A 20895-nucleotide genomic window follows, 5' to 3' on the forward strand; every position below is an offset into this window, starting at 1 on the left:
GCCGACGAGGAGTTCGGCCAGCGGCTACGCAGCTACATCGTGTTGCGCCCGGGTGCGTCGCTGACCGAGCACGACGTCAAAGAATACGTGCGAAACCGGTTGGCCCGCTTCAAGATTCCGCGCGACGTGCTGTTCGTCGACGAACTGCCCCGCAACGCGGGCGGAAAGGTGCTCAAACGGATGCTGAACTCGCAACCAATCGACGACGCGGCAGGTGTATGACATGCCCCAGTCAGAGGACGCGAGTGACCTTTTCGGTCTCGACTCGGCGCTGCAACGCCGCCGGATCGGGGTTCGCCACCTGCACCAGTGACGCGCCGACGGCCATGACCGCCAGCAGGCCGTCGACCAACTCGGTGGGGCCGGGCCACGAGGCGCTGGAAAGCACACGATCTTTCGACGTCAAACCCCGTGCAGTCGCGGAGTTTTCACAGTCGGCCAGGATTTCGTCGACGGAGCGACCGGCCAGCGCCGCGCCGGGGAGGCGTTCGGGGACTATCTGGTCGCCGTGCACCCGTACCGCGGTGGCGTAATCGGTGACGCCGATCGGCAGGTCAGATCCCCTCAGTTTTGCAGGGCGGCCGAACGGGTCCATCGACAACACCGCGACCTCGCCACCCGGCTCGACGATCGAGTCGGCCTCATCCAGCCTTTCGGCCGTGCACAGCGCGAGGTCGGCCGGTCCGGCCGCGTCGAGTACGGCCTCGGCGCCGATCCACCACACCCCGAACAGGACCGCGGCGGTCTGCCAATGCGCCGGCAGCAAGATCGCCACCCGGCTGCCCGGGCCGGCGCCCATCTCGTCGCGTAATAGGTTGCCGGTCTTGGCGGCCCAGTTGGCCAGGGTCACCGCGGACAATTCGATGCGTTCGCCGGTGGCGTCGTCGTAGTAGGTGATGCGCGGACCAACCGGGTCGGCCCGCAGCATCGGATCGAGGATCGCCCCGGACAGAGTGATCAGTTGATGCACTCCGGCTTGTCGCTGCCGGCCGTCAGGATCGGCGAGGGCGCAGGAACATTCGGATCGGTGGCCGACTGGTTGGTCACCCGCGCCGGCGCCACGGTGTTACCGGACAGGCCCGAGCCCGGTCCGGTGTAGTCGTTGGCCAGCACTACCCGGACCGCTCCCGGCGCCAGCGACGCATCTCCGACGACCGGCAATCCGCCCAGTTCCTTGGAGACTTCCTGCGCCCCCAGGTCGTCGGGCTTGTTGGCGCGTACCTGGCTGGATTTCACGTGAGTGCCGTCGCTGTTGCCGACGGCGCCGGCGGTAAATCCTTTGGAGCTCAACACGTCTGATACCGCGGCTGCCAATCCGTTGATGTCGGTGTCGTTGACCACGCTGGTGGTGGTCTTGGCGGGAGTGTAGGCGAGTTGCTCGGTCTTGCCCTGATCCTGGTCGTGCAGCAGGCCGGCGACCCAGTCCTGAACCTGGTGCGGGTCCACCCGGACCACGCTTTGCATGCCGTCGTCGCTCCAGCCGGCCCCGTCGAGCACCGGGATGGTGGCGAACGCGACGTTGCCGCCGGCCAGCTTCTGCAACTGCTGGACGAAATCCATGACGTCCCAGCCCTGTGACAGCACCACCGAGCGCTGCACCGCCGCCTCCAGCCGCTTCATGGTGGTGGGGCTGGACAGCGTCTGGCCGGAGATCACCCGGTGAGCCAGCGAGGCCATCACCACTTGCTGGCGCACCACCCGGTCGAGGTCGCCGCGCGGCAGGTCATGGCGCTGGCGCACGAAGCTGAGCGCCTCCGAGCCGTCGAGCTTTTGCGGCCCGGCCGGGAAGTCGGCACCCGAAAGCGGTTCGTACACCGCGTCTTTGAGGCACACATTGACGCCGCCGAGCGCATCGGTGATCAACGCGAAACCGAGCAGCCCGATCTCGGCGTAGTGGTCGACGGTGACGCCGGTGAGGTCGGCGACCGTCTTGATCAAGGCCTCGCGGCCGGCCTCGGTTCCCTGGGTAGCGGCATCGTCGGCCGAATCACCGGCCTTGACCAGGTTGACTCGCTTGGCCTCCCTGGTCTGGCCGTAGACGCCGTTGATCTTCGTCTTGCCCAGGCCGGGGGCCATGACGTAGGAGTCTCGCGGAATCGAGATCGCGGTGGCCGACTTCCCGTTGTTCGGTATCCGGACCAGGATGATGGTGTCGGTGTTGGTGGCTTCCTCGTCACCGGCCTTGAGGGTGGCCAGTTCCTCGGGTGTCAACGCGTTGCCGTGGGCATCCGTGCGGCTGTCCAGGCCGACCAGCAGGATGTCGATCGCGCCGTCGTCGCCACCCTTGCCCAGCGATGGCGCGGACATGTGGAAGATGCCGTCTTCGAACGCCCGGACGTTGTTCCAGGCCACGCCGGTCCCGAGGACGATGGCGACGGCTAGCACAGTGGCAACAACACGAACAACACGTTGCACAGGCATCACACTAGGTTACTTGCGAAACAGCTGCTTCTCGGGTAGCCAGCGGCGGCGCGCCAAAGACATGCCAGACTCGAACCATGTCGGGCAGGATCGTCATCACCGGAGCCGGTGGGCAGTTGGGCGGTTGCCTGGCGTCGCGGGCCGCTGACCAGGGGCGCAATGTCCTCGCGCTGACGTCCGCGCAGTGGGACATCACCGACCCGGCCGCCGCCGAGGCGATCGTGACTAGCGGCGATGTCGTTATCAATTGTGCCGCGTACACCAATGTCGACGGCGCCGAAAGCGACGAAGCGAGGGCGTACGCGGTCAATGAAGCAGCGCCGGAACACATTGCGCGGGCCTGCGCGCGGACCGGCGCACGGTTGATTCACGTCTCGACGGACTTCGTGTTCGCCGGCGATTTCGGTGGCGCCGAGCCCCGCCCCTATGAACCCAGCGACGAGACCTCGCCACGCGGCGTCTATGCGTGCAGCAAGCGGGCCGGCGAGGTGGCCGTGCTGGCGGCGCTACCGGAGGCCGTCGTGGTCCGGACCGCCTGGGTCTACACCGGCGGCACCGGCAGTGACTTCGTCGCGATCATGCGCAAGCTCGCGGCCGGTGACGGCCCGATCAAGGTCGTCGACGACCAGGCCGGCTCGCCGACCTACGTCGCCGACCTGGCCGGCGCACTGCTGCAGGTGGCCGACGACGGCGTGCCCGGACCGATCCTGCACGCCGCCAACGAGGGCGTCGTCTCCCGATTCGGGCTGGCCCGTGCGGTTTTCGAGGAGTGCGGCGCCGACCCCGAGCGGGTGAACCCGGTGAGCACCGAAGAATTTCCCCGCCCCGCGCCCCGGCCGACCTACTCCGCGCTGTCCGGCCGGCAGTCGGCGGCGGCGGGCATGACGCCGCTAAGGCCGTGGCGCCCTGCACTTGTGGCCGCGCTGGCCGCGTCGGACGGTCCAGTCCCAGCCGAACGACCGATAATCTCTACGCGTGACTGACGTCCTGCCGGTCGTGACGGTGACCTATTCGCCGGGCCACCACCTCGAACGATTTCTGGCTTCGCTGTCGCTGGCCACCGACCGCCCCGTCAGCGTCCTGCTGGCTGACAACGGTTCCACCGACGGCACCCCGCAGGCGGCCGTCCAGCGCTACCCGAACGTGCGGTTGTTCAACATCGGCGCCAACCTCGGCTACGGAACCGCGGTCAATCGCGCGGTCGAACATCTCAGCGACCGCGGTGAGATCGACGACTGGGTGCTGGTGGCCAACCCGGATGTGCAGTGGGGCCCGAACAGCATCGACGCGCTGCTGGAGGCGGCGACCCGCTGGCCGCAGGCCGGCGCACTGGGCCCGCTGATCCGCGACCCGGACGGATCGGTGTATCCGTCGGCGCGCCACCTGCCGAGCCTGATCCGCGGCGGCATGCACGCGGTGCTCGGGCCGTTCTGGAAACGCAATCCCTGGACCGCGGCGTACCGCCAGGAGCGGCTCGAGCCCAGTGAGCGGCCGGTGGGCTGGTTGTCGGGGTCGTGCCTGCTGGTGCGCCGCTCGGCGTTCGGTCAGATCGGCGGATTCGACGAGCGCTACTTCATGTATATGGAGGACGTCGACCTCGGCGACCGGCTCGGCAAAGCCGGCTGGCTCAACGTCTACGTGCCGTCGGCAGAAGTGCTGCACCACAAGGGCCACTCCACCGGACGCGATCCGGCAAGCCACCTGGCGGCGCACCACCGGAGTACCTACATCTTCCTGGCCGACCGGCACTCCGGTTGGTGGCTGGCTCCGCTGCGCTGGATGCTGCGGGCATCGCTGGCGCTGCGGTCGGCTCTGATGGTGCGCAGCTCGCGCCGGGAGCGTTCCGAGAAGCTGGCAGAAGGGCGGCACTGAATTGGCAATTCCCTCGGTGGATGCGGTGATTCTGGTCGGCGGCAAGGGCACTCGGTTGCGGCCACTGACGCTGTCGGCGCCCAAGCCGATGCTGCCGACCGCCGGGGTGCCGTTCCTCACTCATATGTTGTCGCGCGTCGCCGCGGCGGGCATCGAGCACGTCATTCTGAGCACCTCGTATAAGGCAGGGGTCTTCGAAGCGGAGTTCGGTGACGGGTCTGCGCTCGGTCTACATATCGACTATGTCACTGAAGAGGAGCCGCTGGGGACCGGCGGCGGCATCGCCAACATCGCCGACAAGCTGCGTCACGACACCGTGATGGTGTTCAACGGCGACGTGCTCTCCGGCGCTGACCTCGGCCAGCTGGTGGAGTCGCACCGCGCCAACGAAGCCGACGTCACGCTGCATCTGGTGCGCGTCGGCGATCCGCGCGCGTTCGGTTGCGTGCCTACCGACGAGAAGAACCGCGTCATGGCCTTTCTGGAGAAGACCGAGGATCCGCCCACCGATCAGATCAATGCCGGCACCTATGTCTTCGAGCGCAGGATCATCGACCGGATTCCGCGGGGCCGCCCGGTGTCGGTCGAGCGAGAAGTGTTCCCGTCGCTGCTGTCGGACCCCGACGTCAAGATCTGCGGCTACGTCGACGCCACCTATTGGCGCGACATGGGCACCCCGGACGACTTCGTCCGCGGATCGTCGGACCTGGTGCGCGGCATCGCCCCATCCCCGGCGCTGCGGGGCCATCGGGGTGAGCAGCTGGTACACGAAGGCGCGGCGGTGTCGCCCGGTGCGGTGCTGATCGGAGGCACGGTCGTCGGGCGCGGCGCCGAGATCGGTCCCGGGGTGCGGCTGGACGGCGCGGTGATTTTCGATGGCGCCAAGATCGAGGCCGGCAGCGTGATCGAGCGCTCGATCATCGGCTTCGGGGCCCGCATCGGCCCGCGGGCCCTGATCCGCGACGGTGTGATCGGCGACGGCGCCGATATCGGTGCGCGCTGCGAGCTGCTGCGCGGCGCCCGGGTCTGGCCCGGCGTCTCCATTCCCGACGGCGGGATCCGCTACTCCAGCGACGTGTAGGCGGCTTTCGTCGAGCGCCCGGCTGGCCGCGCACTCGGCGTCGAAAGCCCGGCTGGCCGGGCACCCGCTAGGTCAATGCATCGTGCGTGCCCGCGAAACCAGGTGGGCGAGAGCGTAATCGGTGCCGGGCGGCAACGCGTCCGCCGGCCACCACCGCAAGTCCTCGGATTCGTTGCTGATCGCGATCTGCGCGCCCGCCGGCGCCTGCGCCACGAACTGCAGGTCCAGGTGGCGGGTCGGGACGCCCAGCGAGCACGTGAGCGGGTGGACGTGAATGGCGGCCAGGTCAGGTGCGATGCGCAGATCGGCGACACCGGATTCTTCGACGGCCTCGCGCAGCGCCGCGGTCACGATGTCGGGGTCGTCTTCGTCGCAGTGCCCGCCGAGCTGCACCCAGCGGTGCAGCCGGCGATGCAGCGTCAGCAGCACCTGGGTACCGGTGTGGTCGAGCACGATCGCCGACGCGGTGACGTGGCCGGCTTCGCACTCGCGGCGGCACGCGTCCGGGCGGCCGTGCACGAAAGCCAGCACGGCGTGGCGCAGCGAGTCTTGCGCCGGGTCGGGCGCCTGCCAGTCGGTGAGGATCGAGATCGCCGAGTCGCGGATGCTCATCGGGATCCGCGCCGGGTCCGGCGATCGCGCAGCGTGTGCCACGCCGCTCGGCACTGCGCGACGACATCCGGCGACCAGCCCAGCCCGTCGATCAGGACATGACGGTCGACGGTGTCGAGTGCCTTCTCGATTTCGTTGGCTTTCAACAGGAGATCGACATCTGCGGCGAGTTCGGCGCCGGCGTGCCCCGGTGCGGGCATGGGTAGCTGCTCGGCTTCCCGCGGTTCCAGTTCCAAGATCCCTCCACCGTAGCTACGGCCCATGATCTCGGCGAAAGCGAACGTCGCGCTGTTGTGGAACACCGCGGCAAACGCGGTGGGGTCAGCCCGGCCGTCGGGGTCGCCGATGAGCCGCACCCGATGCACGGTGTCGGTGCTGGTCGCCGCGGCGGCGTTGACGGTCATCCGTGGGGCCAGATGGATCTGGCGCAGCAGGAACAGGTCGGGGTACCACAGCGACGGAGTGCGCCACCACGGCGTCCGGATCGAGCACTTGTAGCCGCGGTGCACGCCGGCGGCCTCACCGGCGTCGATGTGGGCGGCCAGGGCGGGATCGGCCGGGCGGTCCGGGGCGTCGAGCAGCCAGGTCCGGTGCCCGGCCGCGACATCGTTTGCCCGGCAATCGGTGTCGTAGACCAGGCCGCACAGCTGGCTGCTGCGCGAGACGAGCGGGACGCAGTGCGGCCGCAGCCCCAGCTCGCGGGCTTGCGCGTCGGTGAAGGTGAAGAAGCTGTTGCGACCCGTCACGATGCCGACGTCGACGTCGGCGATGGACCCGAGCCGCGTCATCGTGTCGGATGCCTTGAGGGCGCGCAGCAGTCCGATCGCGACGGGGTCCAAAAAGTATTTGGTCCACTTCTCCTTCTCGTGCAGCAGCGCGGGAGCGGAATCGACATCGAGGTCGGCTCCCTCGAGCGCGTCGGCGTCGGTGAGATTGATCGTGCGAATCCGGGCGGGGCCCGCACCGACCACCCCGCAGAACAGCACGACTTCCTGCAGGATGCCGTCGAACACCAGACGCGCAAATGTGACCAGAGTGATTTCGCGGTAGCGGGTGAGCAGAAATTCGCGTAATTGCGCGGCATAACCGACTTGCAGTAATTCGGCGGGCAATACCAAACCCACCCGTCCGCCGTCGCGCACCATTACGGTGCTCGCGACGACGAAAGGGACCCAGGCATTGGTCAACCTGCTGGGGCGCAGACCCTCGCGCCGCATCAGGTCGAGCGCCGGCTCCCGTTGTTCGGATGCCCAGTTGCCGAATCGGACGTAGGGCGGGTTGCCCGCGACCCCGTCGCGGTCGGCGGACTCGTTTTCGGCCAGCCAGGTGAACAGGTTCGCGGCGTCGACCGGAGCGAACGCTCGCGACTTCGCGGCCTCGCCGTCGACGAGTTCCACGCCGTGGGCCTGGTTGCTCAGCGCGGCCAGCTCACGCAGGATTCGGCCGTCGCCGCAGGAGGGTTCGACAATCCGGGGGCCGGCCTCGCGGACCCAGCGGGCCAGAAATCGCGCAACCGATGCCGGTGTGTAGTAGCCGCCGCGAACCTTGTCGGCCGATACGGCCGCCTTGCCCGCGAACGTCTGCACCGGCTCAGTATCACTTGTCGATCAGGAGATCTCCGGGATTCGCGGGATCGCGCAACCCTTCAGGTTCCGCGGCGTAACCGATCGCGATGGCGCCCAAGGGCTCCCAATCGGCCGGCAGCTCGAGCTCGGTGCGGACCAAATCGGCGGCAAAGATCGTCGAGCCGATCCAGCAGCTGCCCACCCCGCGAACGGCCAGCGCCACCAATAGGGCCTGCACGGCCGCGCCGACGGCGACGGTGAACATGGTGTGCTCGGCAGCGGTGCGCTCGGCGTCGGAATAGGTGTGTGCCCCTTCGGGCACCAACATCGGGATGACGACCTCGGGTGCGTCGTAGAGGATCTGGCCGCGCGCCACCCGTCGGTCGATCGAGTCGGCGGGCTTACCGTCACCGGCCAGGTCGGAACGCCACTTGTCTTGCATGCGGTCGAGCAGTCGCGCCCGGGTGGCCGCAGTGCGCAGCCACACGAACCGCACCGGGCGGGTGTGATGCGGGGCCGGTGCGGTCAGGGCTTCGGCGACGGCGGCCTCGATCAGATCCGGCGGTACCGGCTCGTCGCTGAATCGGCGCACCGATCTGCGCAACAGCTGGGCCTGCGCGCGACCCATATCGATGGCTTCGGCGGTGCCGAGCCAGAACAGATCCTCGGGACCGGATCGCAGCAATTGCCGTGCCCTGGTGCCGTCGTCGACGACGGTGAGCCCGCGCACGACGGCCACCGGCATGGCGGTCAGCTTGCCCTTGACCAGATCGGCCGCCGCGGCCACTTCGTCGGCCACCGCGATCTCGGTGACCACCAACTCGTTGCCGTGCTCGTCGACCGCACCCGAATAGCCATGCAGCACAGCCATACCCGATGCACCGACCGCGGCGTCGATCTGACCATTGCGCCAGGCCCGGCCCATGGTGTCGGTGATCACCACCGCGACGGCGACGCCGAGCTTCTCGCGCAGTGCGGACCGCAGCGCCGCGGCACTGCCGTCGGGGTCGACCGGCAGCAGCGCGAGTTCGGTTCGGCCGACATTGGATCCGTCGACACCGGCAGCGGCCTGGACCAGCCCGAGCCGGTTCTCGGTGATCAGCGTCCGGCCCTTGCGGGCCAGCACCCGCACCGCCTCGTCGTCGACCAGCTTGCGCCGAAGCTCATCGCGCTCCTCGGGATCCTCGGGTGCGGTGACCAGCCGACCCTCGCATTTGGACACCACTTTGCTGGTGACCACCACGACATCGTTGTCTCGCAGCCATGGCGCGGCGGCGGCCACCGCGGCACCGAGATCGTCGCCGGGGCGGAATTCGGGAAGCCCGGCGACGGGCAGGATCTCGATCGCCGCGGCGGTGCCATGCTCTTTCGGAGAGCGGGTCACGGCACCACGCCCGCAACGTCCAGTCCGGCCCGCACCATTTCGGCCGTCGCCTTCGGGTCGCTCATCAGCAGCGGCACCGAGCGCACCGCGACGCCTTCGATTTCCGCGTGGTCGCTCTCGTGCACCAGCCAGCAATCCAATATCCCGGTGGTTGCGCGCGCCCCGTAATACCTACCGACCGCTTCGGCAGTGGACTCGACCCCTATCACCTCGAGGCAGGCATCCGCCATGCCGCGCAATGGCTTTCCACCGATGATCGGCGAGTAGCCGACGACCGGCGCGGACGCCGCCCGCAGCGCGCCGCGAATGCCGGGGACGGCCAGAATCGCGCCGACGCTCACCACCGGATTGGACGGCGCCAGCAAGATGATGTCGGCCTCGCCGATGGCCTGCACCGCTTCAGTTGTGGCGCTGGCCGTTTCAGCGCCGACGAACGCGAAGCTGTGGGTGGTCACGTTGGCCCGGTAGCGCACCCACCATTCCTGGAAGTGGATCGCGCGCCGGCTGTCGTCGGCGGGATCGGTGATCACTACGTGTGTTTCGCAACGGTCGTCACTGGCCGGCACCAACCGCGCGCCCGGTTGCCAGCGGTCGCACAGGGCCGTGGTGATCTGCGACAGCGGGTAGCCGGCGCCCAGCATCTGGGTGCGTACGAGATGCGTGCCAAGATCGCGGTCACCCAGTTGGAACCAATCCGGCTGCATACCGTAACGCGCCAATTCCTCTTTGGCGTGCCAGGTTTCGTCGCGGTGGCCCCATCCCCGATCGGGGTCGACGCCTCCACCTAAGGTATACATGCAGGTGTCCAAATCCGGACAAACCCGGACCCCATGGATCCAGGCATCGTCGCCAATGTTGACGACGGCAGTCAGCTCGTGGGCCTCGCCTGAAGTGTCGCGTGGCCCCTCGGTGCTGAACCGACCCAGCCCGAGTAACTGTTGAACACCCAGCAGGAACCGGGCGCCGCCGACCCCGCCGACCAGAACGGTGACCTTCACATCGCACGACAGTACCGGCCCGCGATGGTCCGAAATCGACGACCACAACCAACAGTTGGGAGCGGTTGTGATGGACACGCCGAAGGGGCGAAATAACAGAAACGCCGGAATTTGATCACGAGATGGTATGGAAATGCGCCGAAACGCTTGACCCGGCAGATTAACCCGTGTCTAATCACATCAGTGTCATTTCCCGGTTGGCCGGCCGGTTCCGGTGTCGCAGACCGAGATTCGATCACTTGTTCGAATTGTCTGTTACATCAGAACAGCGGGAAACAAACCACTCTCTCAAACAAGAAGCTGAGGAGGCGTACGACGCATGTCTTACGAGCACCTGTGGGGCATCATGCCAAGCACTGAGCACGCCGCGATCAGCTCCTCGTCGGCACCGATCATCCGGCCGCACTTGACCGTGGTTCCCGATGCGCCAGTCGCATTCGAGCCCGAGCCGTTGCCGGAACCCGAACTCACTCCGGACCAGTGGCAGGACCGCGCGCTGTGCGCGCAGACCGACCCCGAGGCTTTCTTCCCGGAGAAGGGCGGATCGACCCGCGAGGCGAAGAAGATCTGCCTGGGTTGCGAAGTGCGTCATGAATGCCTGGAGTACGCCCTGGCGCATGACGAGCGCTTCGGTATCTGGGGTGGCCTCTCCGAGCGTGAGCGCCGCCGCCTCAAGCGCGGCATCATCTGAGAAGAACCCTGTCCAGTTATTCGTCTTCGATCGTCGGGTCGATGACCGTGGGTTCAACGTCGAGATAAATGGCCACCTGAGCCACCAGAATCTCGTGCAGTAATTCGCCAAGTTCGACGGTGTCTTTGGCGCGCCGTTCGATGGGCTTGCGAAACAACACAATTCGCGCGCGTGTCGAATTGCCTCGGACGTCCACCCCGGCTGGGATCAAGCGGGCCAGTGCGATCGGTCCGTCGGCGACGACCTCGGGGGGCCACTGCACGCTGTCGGGATCCTTGGCAGCGATGCGGGGAATTTCGTCGACTGCCACGTCGAGTTCGGCCACTCGCGATTGCCAGCGCCGCTCGATGGGTTCGTAGGCTTCCAGCACCGCCATGTCGAATCGCTCGGCCCGGCTGCGCCATCCGGGCACCGTCGGCGGCAGCAAAGGTCCGCGCATATCGCGCCCCCGTCGAGTTGCCCGGTGCCCAGGCGTTCGGTCCGACGGCCGCCCGTTCCGCGGGAAACTGCGCCAATCACCCACGCGCCGATGGTAACGGTTGAACATCGTGCGTCGAACGGATGCGCGTGTCCGGCGCTTCGGCGGCGTTTCCGCACGATAGCCTTTCCGACGTGAACGTTCCCCGTCGCTGCTGCCGGCCCGGGTGCCCGCATTACGCCGTGGCGACCTTGACGTTCGTCTACTCGGACTCAACGGCAGTCGTAGGACCACTCGCGACCGCGCGCGAACCGCATTCGTGGGATTTGTGCGTCGGCCACGCCGGCCGGATCACGGCGCCCCGAGGATGGGAGCTCGTGCGCCACGCCGGGCCCCTCAATTCGGAGCCCACCAATCCCGATGAAGACGACCTGGTCGCCCTTGCCGACGCCGTGCGCGAAGGCAGTCCGGGCGAGGCGGCGGTCTCGTACGGGGGCGGAACCGGCATGCCGTTGAACGGCTTTTCGGACCAGCATCTGCACCATGCCGGGGTCCAGGCCACCGCGCCCAGCAGCAGTCTGCTCGCGCCGTCCGAGAAACGCTCCGGACGCCGCCGTGGACATCTGCGGGTGTTGCCCGATCCGTCCGACTAGGGCCGCGGGGCTTGTTCCAAACCGTTTGGAACCGTAACTTCTGCGGGCCGATAGGCTGACGCCAAGAGGCAGATCAATCCATGGCGTCAAGGAGGCCCCGCATGTCTCGGCCCGCCGCGACTGTCCACCGTGTCATCAAGGCTTATGACATCCGTGGGCTGGTCGGCGAAGAGATCGACGAGTCGCTGGTCGCCGACATCGGAGCCGCGTTCGCCGCGTTGATGCGTGGTGAGGGCGCGCAACGAGTGGCGATCGGATACGACATGCGCGACAGTTCGCCGTCGCTGGCCGCTGCCTTCGCGACCGGTGTGACCAACCAGGGCCTGGACGTGGTGCGCATCGGGTTGGCGTCCACCGATCAGCTGTATTTCGCCTCGGGGTCGCTGGATTGCCCCGGCGCGATGTTCACCGCCAGTCACAACCCCGCCGCCTACAACGGGATCAAGCTATGCCGGGCCGGTGCCAAACCGGTCGGCGCGGACACCGGGCTGAAAGTGATCAGCGACCAACTCATCGCGGACCAGCCGGGCTATGCGACCTATGACGGGCAGCCGGGGACCATCACCGATCGCGATGTGCTTGCCGACTACGGCGAGTTCCTGCGTTCGCTGGTCGCGACCTCCGGAATGCGACCGTTGCGGGTGGCGGTGGACGCCGGCAACGGGATGGCCGGTCACACGACTCCGGCGGTGCTCGGCGCGATCGACTCGATCACCTTGTTGCCGTTGTACTTCGAGCTCGACGGTTCGTTTCCCAATCACGAGGCCAACCCGCTCGACGCGGCCAACCTGCTGGATCTGCAGTTCTATGTGCGCGAAACCGGCGCCGATATCGGGCTGGCCTTCGACGGCGACGCCGACCGGTGCTTCGTGGTCGATGAGCGTGGCGTCGCGGTCTCTCCGTCGACGGTGACGAGCCTGGTGGCCGCCCGCGAACTCGGCCGGGAAATAGGCGCCACCGTCATCCACAACCTGATCACGTCCCGCGCGGTGCCCGAACTGGTCTCCGAGCGCGGCGGCACGCCGCTGCGCTCGCGCGTCGGACACTCCTATATCAAGACGCTGATGGCCGAAACCGGCGCGATTTTCGGCGGTGAACATTCGGCGCACTATTACTTCCGCGACTTCTGGTGCGCCGACTCGGGCATGCTGGCCGCGCTGTATGTGCTGGCGGCGCTCGGTGAGCAGGACCGGCCGTTGTCGGAGCTGACCGCGGACTACCAGCGCTACGAGGCCTCCGGCGAGATCAATTTCAAGGTGGCGGACGCGGCGCAGTGCGTGGACGCCGTATTGAAGTCATTCGGCAGCCGGATCCACTCCATCGATCACCTGGACGGGGTGACGGTGGATTTGGGTGACGGCAGCTGGTTCAACTTGCGCACCTCCAACACCGAGCCGTTGCTGCGGCTCAACGCGGAGGGACGCAGCACCGAGGACGTCGACGCGATGATTGCCCAGATCAGCGCCGAGATCAGTGGCCAGGTGCAGCACAACGAGAGCGTGCCATGAACGCAACCCGGGCGATCGATCTCGAAGACATCGACGGCCTCCTCGCCGCGGACCGGCAGGGCCTGTTGCGGTCCGCCTCCTCGGCGGGCGCGCAGGTGCGCGCCATCGCCGCCGCGGCCGACGAAGGTGAACTGAACTCGCTGCGCACCGGCGACCGGCCACGCAGCGTGATCTGGGTGGCCGGGCGCGGGACCGCCGAGACCGCGGGGACCATGCTGGCCGCGACGCTGGCCGGGGCGGCGTCGGCGCCGATCGCCTTGGTCAGCGAGGTCCCGCCATGGGTGGGTCCGCTCGATGTGCTGGTCGTCGCGGGCGACGACCCCGGCGATCCGGCCCTCGTCGGTGCCGCCGCGACCGGGGTGCGCCGCGGGGCCCGGGTTGTCGTCGCCGCGCCGTATGAGGGTCCGCTGCGCGACTCCACGGCCGGTCGCGTCGCGGTGCTGGCGCCGCGGCTGTCGATTCCCGACGAATTCGGATTGTGCCGGTATCTGGCCGCCGGCCTGGCCACGTTGCACGCTGTGGACCCCCGGCTGAACGTCGATCTGCCGTTGCTGGCCGACGAGCTGGACGCCGAAGCGCTGGGCAACAGCGCCGCCCGCGAGCTGTTCACCAACCCGGCCAAGACAATTGCCGCGCGCCTGTCCCACCACCCGGTCGCACTCGCCGGCGACTGCCCCGCGACGCTTGCGCTGGCCCGGCACGGCAGTGCGGTGTTGCTGCGGATTGCGCACCAGGTGGTTGCCGCCACCGGGCTGGCCGATGCGGCGGTGGCGCTGCGCGAGCCCGTCGAGTTCGGCGATGGCCCTTTGTCGGTGGATGCCCTCTTTCACGACGAAGAGATCGACGGGCCGCTGCCCGAGCGGCTGCGGGTGCTGGCGTTCACGCTGGCCGGCGACCGGACGGTGGTGGCCGCTCGAGTCGCCGGGCTCGACGAGGTCTACGTGATCGCGGCGCACGACGTGCCCGAAGCGCCCGGCGGTGTGGGTGGGTCCGGCGGCTTGGTCGGGGCAGTGGCTCCGGGAGGCGCGATTCGCCCCGAGCAGCAACTGGCAGTATTGGCCGTTCGGCTGGAGATGGCCGCCGTTTATTTGCGACTGGTGCGGGGATAGATAGACAAGTGGAAGTGCTTCGCGGTGCCGTACGGACCTACGCGTGGGGGTCGCGTACCGCTATCGCCGAATTCACCGGGCGTCCGGTGCCCGCGGCTCACCCCGAGGCCGAGCTCTGGTTCGGCGCGCATCCGGGTGACCCGGCCTGGCTGGAAACCGAGAAGGGCGAGCTCTCCTTGCTGGAGGCGGTGACCGCCGATCCGGAAGGACAGCTCGGCTCCGCGTCCCGCGAGCGGTTCGGTGACGTGCTGCCGTTCTTGGTCAAGGTGCTCGCCGCCGACGAACCACTGTCGCTGCAGGCGCACCCGAGTGCCGAACAGGCCATCGAGGGTTATCTGCGCGAGGAAAAATTGGGCATCCCGGTGGCCTCGCCGGTCCGCAACTACCGCGATACCTCGCACAAGCCCGAGTTGTTGGTGGCGTTGCACTCGTTCGAGGCGCTCGCCGGATTTCGTCAGGCGTCCCGAACGATCGAGCTGCTGCAGGCGTTGGCCGTCACCGACCTGGACCCCTACATCGAGTTGCTGAACGACCAGTCCGACGCCGACGGTCTGCGTGCGCTGTTCACCACCTGGATCACCGCGCCTCAGCCCGACATCGATGTGCTGGTGTCCGCCGTGATCGACGGTGCCATCCAGTATGTCAGCTCCGGAGCATCGGAATTCGCGGCCGAAGCCAAGACGGTGCTCGAACTCGGCGAACGCTACCCCGGAGACGCCGGTGTGCTGGCGTCGTTGTTGCTCAACCGGATCAGCCTGGCCGCGGGCGAGGCGCTCTTCATTCCGGCCGGCAACCTGCATACCTATCTGCGCGGTTTCGCGATCGAGGTTATGGCCAACTCCGACAACGTGTTACGCGGCGGACTGACCCCCAAGCACGTCGATGTGCCCGAGTTGCTGCGAGTGCTGGACTTCGCGCCCACCGCCGAGGCGCAGCTGCGGCCGCATGTGCACCGCGAGGGGCTGGGGCTCATCTATGACACCCCGGCCGACGAGTTCGCGGTCGCGCTGCTGACCCTCGAGGGCGAGCATCTGGGCCACGAGGTCGACGCGTCGCCGAGCCATGACGGCCCCCAGATCTTGTTGTGCGCAGAGGGTTCGGCGACGGTGCACGGGAAATCCGGGTCGCTGGAGCTCAAGCGCGGGATGGCCGCCTGGGTCGCGGCCGACGACGGCCCGGTGGGGCTGGTCGCACACGAGCCCGCCAAGTTGTTCAGGGCGACCGTAGGTTTGTGACGGCTTTCGCGGCCTGCCGCGACTCGCGGCGCCCGCGCAGCCACAGCCGCACGTTGTGGGCAATGGTCCGGCCGACGATCCGCGGCGGCGGAACCATGTAGAGGCTGTCGAGCAGCGAGAACCGGCGCAAAAACCATTCGGCGAGAACGGGTTCGGTTTCGGCGGCCCCGAGGAATTGGTCGAACAGCGCCCCCGTCGGCCGCCACCACCAGGGGATCGGTCCACTGGTGCCGGCATGGTGAAAGGCGACGTCGCCGATGGCGTTCATCGTCCACACCGGATAGGTGGTCTTGGCGGTCGCCCGACTGAGTTCGCCGGCCAGGTCCCCGTTCACGGATCGCAATGCCCGCCGCAGGTGACCAGCCTGTAGCGACGTCATCGTCATGCCCTGCCCGAAGGTGGGATTGAAGCTCGCGACGGCGTCGCCGAACGGGATGATCCCGGCCGGGAAGCGGTCCAGCTTGTCGTAGCGGCGCCACCTGCTGGCCGGGAAAGCGTGAAATGCCGGCGCGCCAACGGGTTCGGCCTGCGTCAGGGCATCGGTGAAATGCTTCGGGAGCAGCTTGTCGGCCAGCGCAAGCATCTCGGGGAACGTTGTCGGCGGTTTGGCGTGGGCCACGCCGAATGTGGTCAGTACCCAGGTGCCGTCCTCGTAGCACAGCATGCCGAGCCCCAGCGACTGGTCGTGGGAGGCGCCGGCCACGACCACCTTCTCCGCAATCAACCCGTCCGGGATGCGGAACTGGTGGCTGGCGTAGTTGATGCCGATGTCCATCGTTTCCTCGACGGGGCGCTGATACCCCCACTGCGTCAACCACACCGGTAGCCGGGTGCCGCGACCAGCCGCGTCGACAACGAGGTCGGCGCTCACGAACTCCGGCTCCTCGCCGTCGACGGGGTCCAGCAGCACGCCGTTCACTCGGTTGCGCCCGCGGTCGAACCGCGGTTGTGCCACAGAGCGCCGCACGATCGCGACATTGTCGATGTCCTGGACACGGCTGCGCAGCTGCCACTCCAGATGCGGTCGGCTGGGCACGTAAGCGGTGAACTCGTCACGCAGTGTGTGGGCCGTCCCAAGCACATGGCCCGCGGCACCCAAGTGGATGCAGTCCGGCCGGTTTTCCAGCATGGGCACACCGGCGGCCACCATGTCCTTCAGCAGGCCGGGGAACAGGGTGTCGAATTCCGCCGCCCCGCGGGCCATCAGCATGTGCAAATGCCGATCCTGCGGGATCGTCGCGCGGTTTGCCGGGGTGCTCGGCAATTCGTCGCGCTCATAGACGCTGACCTGGGAATACCAATCCGACAGCACCTTCGCGGCAGACAAGCCCGCGATGCTGGCGCCGATCACTACCGCGTGACCCCGCATGTTGTCTCCGCCATCCGACATGCCGGGAGGGTACCCAGTACTGTGCGGTCCAACGACTTCCCGACGGCTCATGAGAGGGCGGCAGATGGCCAACCGATGGCGCACCAAGTCGGTCGAACAGTCGATCGACGACACCGATGAGCCAGACACCAAGCTGCGTAAGGAGCTCACCTGGTGGGACCTGATGGTTTTCGGCGTCGCGGTGGTGATCGGCGCCGGCATCTTCACGGTCACCGCTTCGACCGCCGGCGATATCACCGGCCCGGCGATCTGGATATCGTTCACGATCGCCGCGGTCACCTGTGCGCTGGCGGCGCTGTGCTACGCCGAATTCGCCTCGACACTGCCGGTCGCGGGCAGCGCGTACACCTTCTCCTACGCCACTTTCGGTGAGTTCCTGGCCTGGATCATCGGCTGGAACCTGTTGCTGGAATTGGCGATCGGTGCCGCCGTGGTGTCCAAAGGCTGGTCGAGTTACCTGGGGACGGTGTTCGGATTCGCCGGTGGCACTGTCAACTTGGGCTCCATCAACTTCGACTGGGGCGCGCTGCTGATCGTCGCGGTGGTGGCGACGCTGGTCGCCGTGGGCACCAAAGTGTCGTCGAGGATTTCCGCGGTGATCACCGCCATCAAGGTGTCGGTGGTGATCTTCGTCGTGGTGGTCGGCATCTTCTACATCAAAGGCTCCAACTACTCGCCGTTCATCCCCAAGCCGGAAGCGGGGCACGAGGTCAGCGGCATCAATCAGTCGGTGCTGTCGCTGCTGACCGGGGCGCACAGCAGCCATTACGGGTGGTACGGCGTGCTGGCCGGTGCCTCGATCGTGTTCTTCGCGTTCATCGGGTTCGACATCGTCGCGACGATGGCCGAGGAGACCAAGCGACCCCAGCGCGACGTGCCGCGGGGGATCCTGACATCGCTGGCGGTCGTCACCGTCCTTTACATCGCGGTCTCCGTCGTGTTGTCCGGCATGGTTTCCTACACCCAGCTCAAGACCATGCCGGGTGGTAAGCCGGCGAACCTGGCCACCGCGTTCACCGCGAACGGGATCCATTGGGCGAGCAAGATCATCGCCATCGGGGCACTGGCCGGGTTGACGACCGTGGTGATGGTGTTGGTGCTCGGCCAGTGCCGGGTCCTGTTCGCGATGGCGCGCGACGGATTGTTGCCGCGCCAGTTGGCCAAGACCAGTTCACGCGGGACGCCGGTGCGGATCACCGTGCTCGTCGCGCTGGTGATCGCGGCGACCGCTTCGGTGTTCCCGATCAGCAAGCTCGAGGAGATGGTCAACGTCGGAACGCTGTTCGCGTTCGTCCTGGTGTCCGCCGGAGTCATCGTGCTGCGCCGGACCCGGCCGGATCTGGAGCGCGGATTCCGCGCGCCATGGGTGCCGGTGCTTCCGATCGCCTCGATCTGTGCGTGTGTCTGGCTGATGGTGAACCTCACCGCGCTGACCTGGGTGCGGTTCGGGGTGTGGCTGGTGGTGGGAACCGCGATCTATCTCGGTTACGGATACCGCCACTCGATGCAGGGCCGTCGGCAGGCCGATCAGCCGGCGTAGTCATTCCTTTACAAAATAGCACTCTGTGTCTAGACACAAGACGCATATGGCAGTATTGTCAACTTCCAGCGTGGTATGACTCACAAGGAGGTTTGGCATATGACCGCACAGATCCAGGTGGTCCAGGAGCCCGGGGTAACCGAATGGCGCGACAAGAAGCGTCACCTGTGGCTGATGGGCCTGATCCCGCCGACGGCGTTGTTCGTGATGCTGCCGATCGTCTGGGGACTGAACCAGTACGGCTGGCACGGCGCTGCCCAGGCGCCGCTGTGGATCGGCCCGATCCTGCTCTACATCCTGCTGCCGATCCTGGATCTGCGTTTCGGACCCGACGGACAGAACCCGCCCGACGAGGTGATGGAGCGGCTGGAGAACGACAAGTACTACCGCTACTGCACCTACATCTACATCCCGTTCCAGTACCTCAGCGTGGTGCTGGGCGCCTACCTGTTCACCGCTTCGGACCTGCACTGGCTGGGTTTTGACGGCGGCCTGGGCTGGGTCGGCAAGATCGGCGTCGCGCTCTCGGTCGGTGTGCTCGGCGGCGTCGGCATCAACACCGCGCACGAGATGGGGCACAAGAAGGACTCGCTGGAGCGCTGGCTGTCCAAGATCACCCTGGCGCAGACCGCCTACGGTCACTTCTACATCGAGCACAACCGCGGTCACCACGTGCGCGTCTCCACCCCCGAGGACCCGGCGTCGGCCCGCTTCGGCGAGACCTTCTGGGAGTTCCTGCCCCGCAGCGTGTTCGGCAGCCTGCGCTCATCGGTTCATCTCGAGGCGCAGCGGATCCGCCGGCTCGGCAAGAGCCCGTGGGACCCCAGGACGTATCCGTCCAACGACGTGCTCAACGCCTGGGCCATCTCGGTGGTGCTGTTCGGCGCGCTGATCGCGGCCTTCGGCGTGGGCGTGATCCCTTTCCTGATCATCCAGGCGGTCTTCGGCTTCTCGCTGCTGGAAACCGTCAACTACCTCGAGCACTACGGCCTGCTGCGGCAGCGCAACTCCAACGGCCGCTACGAGCGTTGCGCCCCGGTGCACAGCTGGAACTCCGACCACATCGTCACCAACCTGTTCCTGTACCACCTGCAGCGGCACAGCGATCACCACGCCAACCCCACCCGGCGCTACCAGACGCTGCGCAGCATGGAGGGCTCACCCAACCTGCCCAGTGGGTACGCGTCGATGATCGCGTTGACCTACTTCCCGCCGGTGTGGCGCAAGGTGATGGACCACCGGGTGTTGTCGCACTACGACGGCGACATCACCAAGGTCAATCTGCAGCCGCGGCTCCGCGAGAAGCTGCTGGCGAAGTACGGGGCCCCCGAAATGGCCCAGCCATGACCGCCTACCGCTGCCCCGGCTGCGACTACACCTACGACGAGGCGAAAGGCGCTCCGCGGGAAGGCTTTCCCGCGGGCACGCCCTTCAGCGACATCCCCGAAGACTGGTGCTGCCCCGATTGTGCGGTGCGCGAGAAGGTCGATTTCGAAACCATAGGAGTGAACCGGTGACCGACTACAAGCTGTTCATCTGCGTGCAGTGCGGGTTCGAGTACGACGAGGCCAAGGGCTGGCCCGAAGACGGCATCGAGCCCGGTACCCGCTGGGACGACATCCCCGACGACTGGAGCTGCCCGGACTGCGGCGCGGCGAAATCCGACTTCGAGATGGTAGAGGTAGCGCGTTCGTGAGCGCTCCAAGCGCTATTGTCGCGCCTGTGGAGCGGATTCCCTACGCCGAGGCGTCGCGGGTTCTGCTGCGCGACTCGGTGCTGGACGCGATGCGCGAGGAGCTGCTGACCCGGGATTGGTCCGCCATCACGTTGTCCGACGTGGCCAAGGCGGCCGGCATCAGCCGCCAGACCATCTACAACGAGTTCGGTTCACGGCAGGGTTTGGCGCAGGGGTACGCCCTGCGTCTGGCCGATCGCCTGGTGGACGCCATCCACGCCGCATTGGACGCCAACGTCGGCAACTTCTTCGAAGCCTTCCTGGCGGGCTTCCGGTCGTTTTTCGCCGAGTCGGCGTCGGACCCGCTGGTGATCTCGCTGCTGAGCGGTGTCGCCAAGCCCGATCTGCTGCAGCTCATCACCACCGACAGTGCGCCCATCATCACCCGCGCTTCGTCCCGGCTGAGCTCGGCATTGATCAGCACGTGGGTGGCCACCAGCGACGAGGACGCCGGCGTGCTGGCGCGCGCCATCGTGCGGCTGGCGTTGAGTTACGTATCGATGCCACCCGAGGCCGATCACGACGTCGCACGCGATCTCGCGCGGTTGATGACGCCTTTTGCAGAGCGTCACGGCGTCGTCAACGCGTCCTGACCTGGCCAGGGCCCAGGGCCCCAAAGGTCACGGGCTACAGTGGCGGACGAGCGTACCCATGCTAACTAAAGCCACCTGGTCCGCTCCTAC

22 protein-coding genes are annotated in these 20895 nt (G+C 67.2%); 14 read left to right on the top strand and 8 right to left on the bottom strand.

What is annotated here, in order from left to right; genetic code table 11:
* A partial coding sequence (locus tag ACZY0B_RS22500; RefSeq protein ID WP_463766445.1) for an AMP-binding enzyme occupies window positions 1-222 on the top strand: 222 nt, incomplete at its 5' end.
* 10 nt (window positions 223-232) lie between these two features.
* Here the strand turns inward: ACZY0B_RS22500 and ACZY0B_RS22505 are convergent.
* Window positions 233-970: a TIGR03089 family protein gene (locus tag ACZY0B_RS22505; protein WP_463766446.1), complete on the bottom strand. Its 738-nt coding sequence runs from the start codon at window positions 968-970 to the stop codon at window positions 233-235.
* Window positions 958-2424 carry an LCP family protein gene (locus ACZY0B_RS22510; protein ID WP_463766447.1) on the bottom strand — a complete coding sequence of 489 codons (1467 nt, stop codon included), beginning with the start codon at window positions 2422-2424 and terminating at the stop codon, window positions 958-960. Before ACZY0B_RS22510 ends, ACZY0B_RS22505 begins: the two co-directional genes overlap by 13 nt.
* A 74-nt stretch (window positions 2425-2498) precedes the next feature.
* On the opposite strand from ACZY0B_RS22510, the gene rfbD reads away from it, so the two are divergent.
* From rfbD to manB, 3 genes are read left to right on the top strand one after another with little or no spacing between them, the layout of a single operon-like run.
* On the top strand, window positions 2499-3404 hold the full coding sequence (rfbD, locus tag ACZY0B_RS22515; RefSeq protein ID WP_463766448.1) for a dTDP-4-dehydrorhamnose reductase: 906 nt from the start codon (window positions 2499-2501) through the stop codon (window positions 3402-3404).
* Complete coding sequence (locus tag ACZY0B_RS22520) at window positions 3397-4293, top strand: glycosyltransferase family 2 protein (protein ID WP_463766449.1); 897 nt, start codon at window positions 3397-3399, stop codon at window positions 4291-4293. The genes rfbD and ACZY0B_RS22520 overlap by 8 nt, the downstream gene beginning before the upstream one ends.
* 1 nt (window position 4294) lies before the next feature.
* Window positions 4295-5374 carry a mannose-1-phosphate guanylyltransferase gene (gene manB / locus ACZY0B_RS22525; protein WP_463766450.1) on the top strand — a complete coding sequence of 360 codons (1080 nt, stop codon included), beginning with the start codon at window positions 4295-4297 and terminating at the stop codon, window positions 5372-5374.
* Between the two features lie 72 nt (window positions 5375-5446).
* Here manB and ACZY0B_RS22530 read toward each other — a convergent pair whose 3' ends face one another.
* Genes ACZY0B_RS22530 through cofD form a run of 4 tightly spaced genes read right to left on the bottom strand, consistent with a single transcriptional unit; the run spans window position 5447 to window position 9933 of the window.
* Entirely contained in the window at window positions 5447-5986 is a 540-nt protein-coding gene (locus ACZY0B_RS22530; protein ID WP_463766451.1) for an NUDIX hydrolase, read from the bottom strand.
* The gene (locus ACZY0B_RS22535; protein ID WP_463766452.1) at window positions 5983-7572 is read right to left on the bottom strand and encodes an Eco57I restriction-modification methylase domain-containing protein; all 1590 of its coding nucleotides are present in this window, start codon (window positions 7570-7572) and stop codon (window positions 5983-5985) included. The genes ACZY0B_RS22530 and ACZY0B_RS22535 overlap by 4 nt, the downstream gene beginning before the upstream one ends.
* Window positions 7573-7582: 10 nt before the next feature.
* On the bottom strand, window positions 7583-8935 hold the full coding sequence (locus ACZY0B_RS22540) for a coenzyme F420-0:L-glutamate ligase (protein ID WP_463766453.1): 1353 nt from the start codon (window positions 8933-8935) through the stop codon (window positions 7583-7585).
* The gene (gene cofD, locus ACZY0B_RS22545) at window positions 8932-9933 is read right to left on the bottom strand and encodes a 2-phospho-L-lactate transferase (protein ID WP_463766454.1); all 1002 of its coding nucleotides are present in this window, start codon (window positions 9931-9933) and stop codon (window positions 8932-8934) included. The genes ACZY0B_RS22540 and cofD overlap by 4 nt, the downstream gene beginning before the upstream one ends.
* Window positions 9934-10279: 346 nt before the next feature.
* Here cofD and ACZY0B_RS22550 point away from each other — a divergent pair, with 346 nt between their 5' ends.
* Window positions 10280-10624: a WhiB family transcriptional regulator gene (locus tag ACZY0B_RS22550; protein ID WP_463766489.1), complete on the top strand. Its 345-nt coding sequence runs from the start codon at window positions 10280-10282 to the stop codon at window positions 10622-10624.
* A 16-nt stretch (window positions 10625-10640) separates the two neighbouring features.
* On the opposite strand, the gene ACZY0B_RS22555 is transcribed toward ACZY0B_RS22550, so the two are convergent.
* The gene (locus ACZY0B_RS22555; RefSeq protein WP_463766455.1) at window positions 10641-11063 is read right to left on the bottom strand and encodes a metallopeptidase family protein; all 423 of its coding nucleotides are present in this window, start codon (window positions 11061-11063) and stop codon (window positions 10641-10643) included.
* Window positions 11064-11236: 173 nt separating this feature from the next.
* On the opposite strand from ACZY0B_RS22555, the gene ACZY0B_RS22560 reads away from it, so the two are divergent.
* The 4 genes from ACZY0B_RS22560 (at window position 11237) to manA (ending at window position 15547) form a co-directional block, all read left to right on the top strand.
* The gene (locus tag ACZY0B_RS22560) at window positions 11237-11695 is read left to right on the top strand and encodes a DUF3499 domain-containing protein (protein WP_463766456.1); all 459 of its coding nucleotides are present in this window, start codon (window positions 11237-11239) and stop codon (window positions 11693-11695) included.
* Between the two features lie 101 nt (window positions 11696-11796).
* Window positions 11797-13203 (top strand): phosphomannomutase/phosphoglucomutase, encoded by a 1407-nt coding sequence (locus tag ACZY0B_RS22565; protein WP_463766457.1) that lies wholly within the window; start codon window positions 11797-11799, stop codon window positions 13201-13203.
* Complete coding sequence (locus ACZY0B_RS22570) at window positions 13200-14312, top strand: TobH protein (RefSeq protein ID WP_463766458.1); 1113 nt, start codon at window positions 13200-13202, stop codon at window positions 14310-14312. The genes ACZY0B_RS22565 and ACZY0B_RS22570 overlap by 4 nt, the downstream gene beginning before the upstream one ends.
* An 8-nt stretch (window positions 14313-14320) precedes the next feature.
* The gene (gene manA, locus ACZY0B_RS22575) at window positions 14321-15547 is read left to right on the top strand and encodes a mannose-6-phosphate isomerase, class I (RefSeq protein WP_463766459.1); all 1227 of its coding nucleotides are present in this window, start codon (window positions 14321-14323) and stop codon (window positions 15545-15547) included.
* On the opposite strand, the gene ACZY0B_RS22580 is transcribed toward manA, so the two are convergent.
* Window positions 15525-16937 (bottom strand): FAD-dependent oxidoreductase, encoded by a 1413-nt coding sequence (locus ACZY0B_RS22580; RefSeq protein ID WP_463766460.1) that lies wholly within the window; start codon window positions 16935-16937, stop codon window positions 15525-15527. The two genes, manA and ACZY0B_RS22580, sit on opposite strands and share 23 nt — an antisense overlap.
* Before the next feature lie 64 nt (window positions 16938-17001).
* On the opposite strand from ACZY0B_RS22580, the gene ACZY0B_RS22585 reads away from it, so the two are divergent.
* The 5 genes from ACZY0B_RS22585 to alkX all read left to right on the top strand — a co-directional run bounded on the left by ACZY0B_RS22585 (window position 17002) and on the right by alkX (window position 20805).
* Entirely contained in the window at window positions 17002-18477 is a 1476-nt protein-coding gene (locus ACZY0B_RS22585; RefSeq protein WP_463766461.1) for an amino acid permease, read from the top strand.
* Between the two features lie 99 nt (window positions 18478-18576).
* Window positions 18577-19824, top strand: coding sequence for an alkane 1-monooxygenase (locus ACZY0B_RS22590; RefSeq protein WP_463766462.1), 1248 nt, complete (start codon window positions 18577-18579; stop codon window positions 19822-19824).
* Window positions 19821-19994 carry a rubredoxin gene (locus ACZY0B_RS22595; protein WP_463766463.1) on the top strand — a complete coding sequence of 58 codons (174 nt, stop codon included), beginning with the start codon at window positions 19821-19823 and terminating at the stop codon, window positions 19992-19994. Before ACZY0B_RS22590 ends, ACZY0B_RS22595 begins: the two co-directional genes overlap by 4 nt.
* Window positions 19991-20173, top strand: a complete 183-nt coding sequence (locus ACZY0B_RS22600) for a rubredoxin (protein WP_463766464.1) — start codon at window positions 19991-19993, stop codon at window positions 20171-20173. Before ACZY0B_RS22595 ends, ACZY0B_RS22600 begins: the two co-directional genes overlap by 4 nt.
* Complete coding sequence (gene alkX, locus ACZY0B_RS22605; protein WP_463766465.1) at window positions 20170-20805, top strand: TetR family transcriptional regulator AlkX; 636 nt, start codon at window positions 20170-20172, stop codon at window positions 20803-20805. The genes ACZY0B_RS22600 and alkX overlap by 4 nt, the downstream gene beginning before the upstream one ends.
* Window positions 20806-20895: the final 90 nt, after the last annotated feature.

This window comes from Mycobacterium sp. IDUB_19 (genome assembly GCF_055419445.1).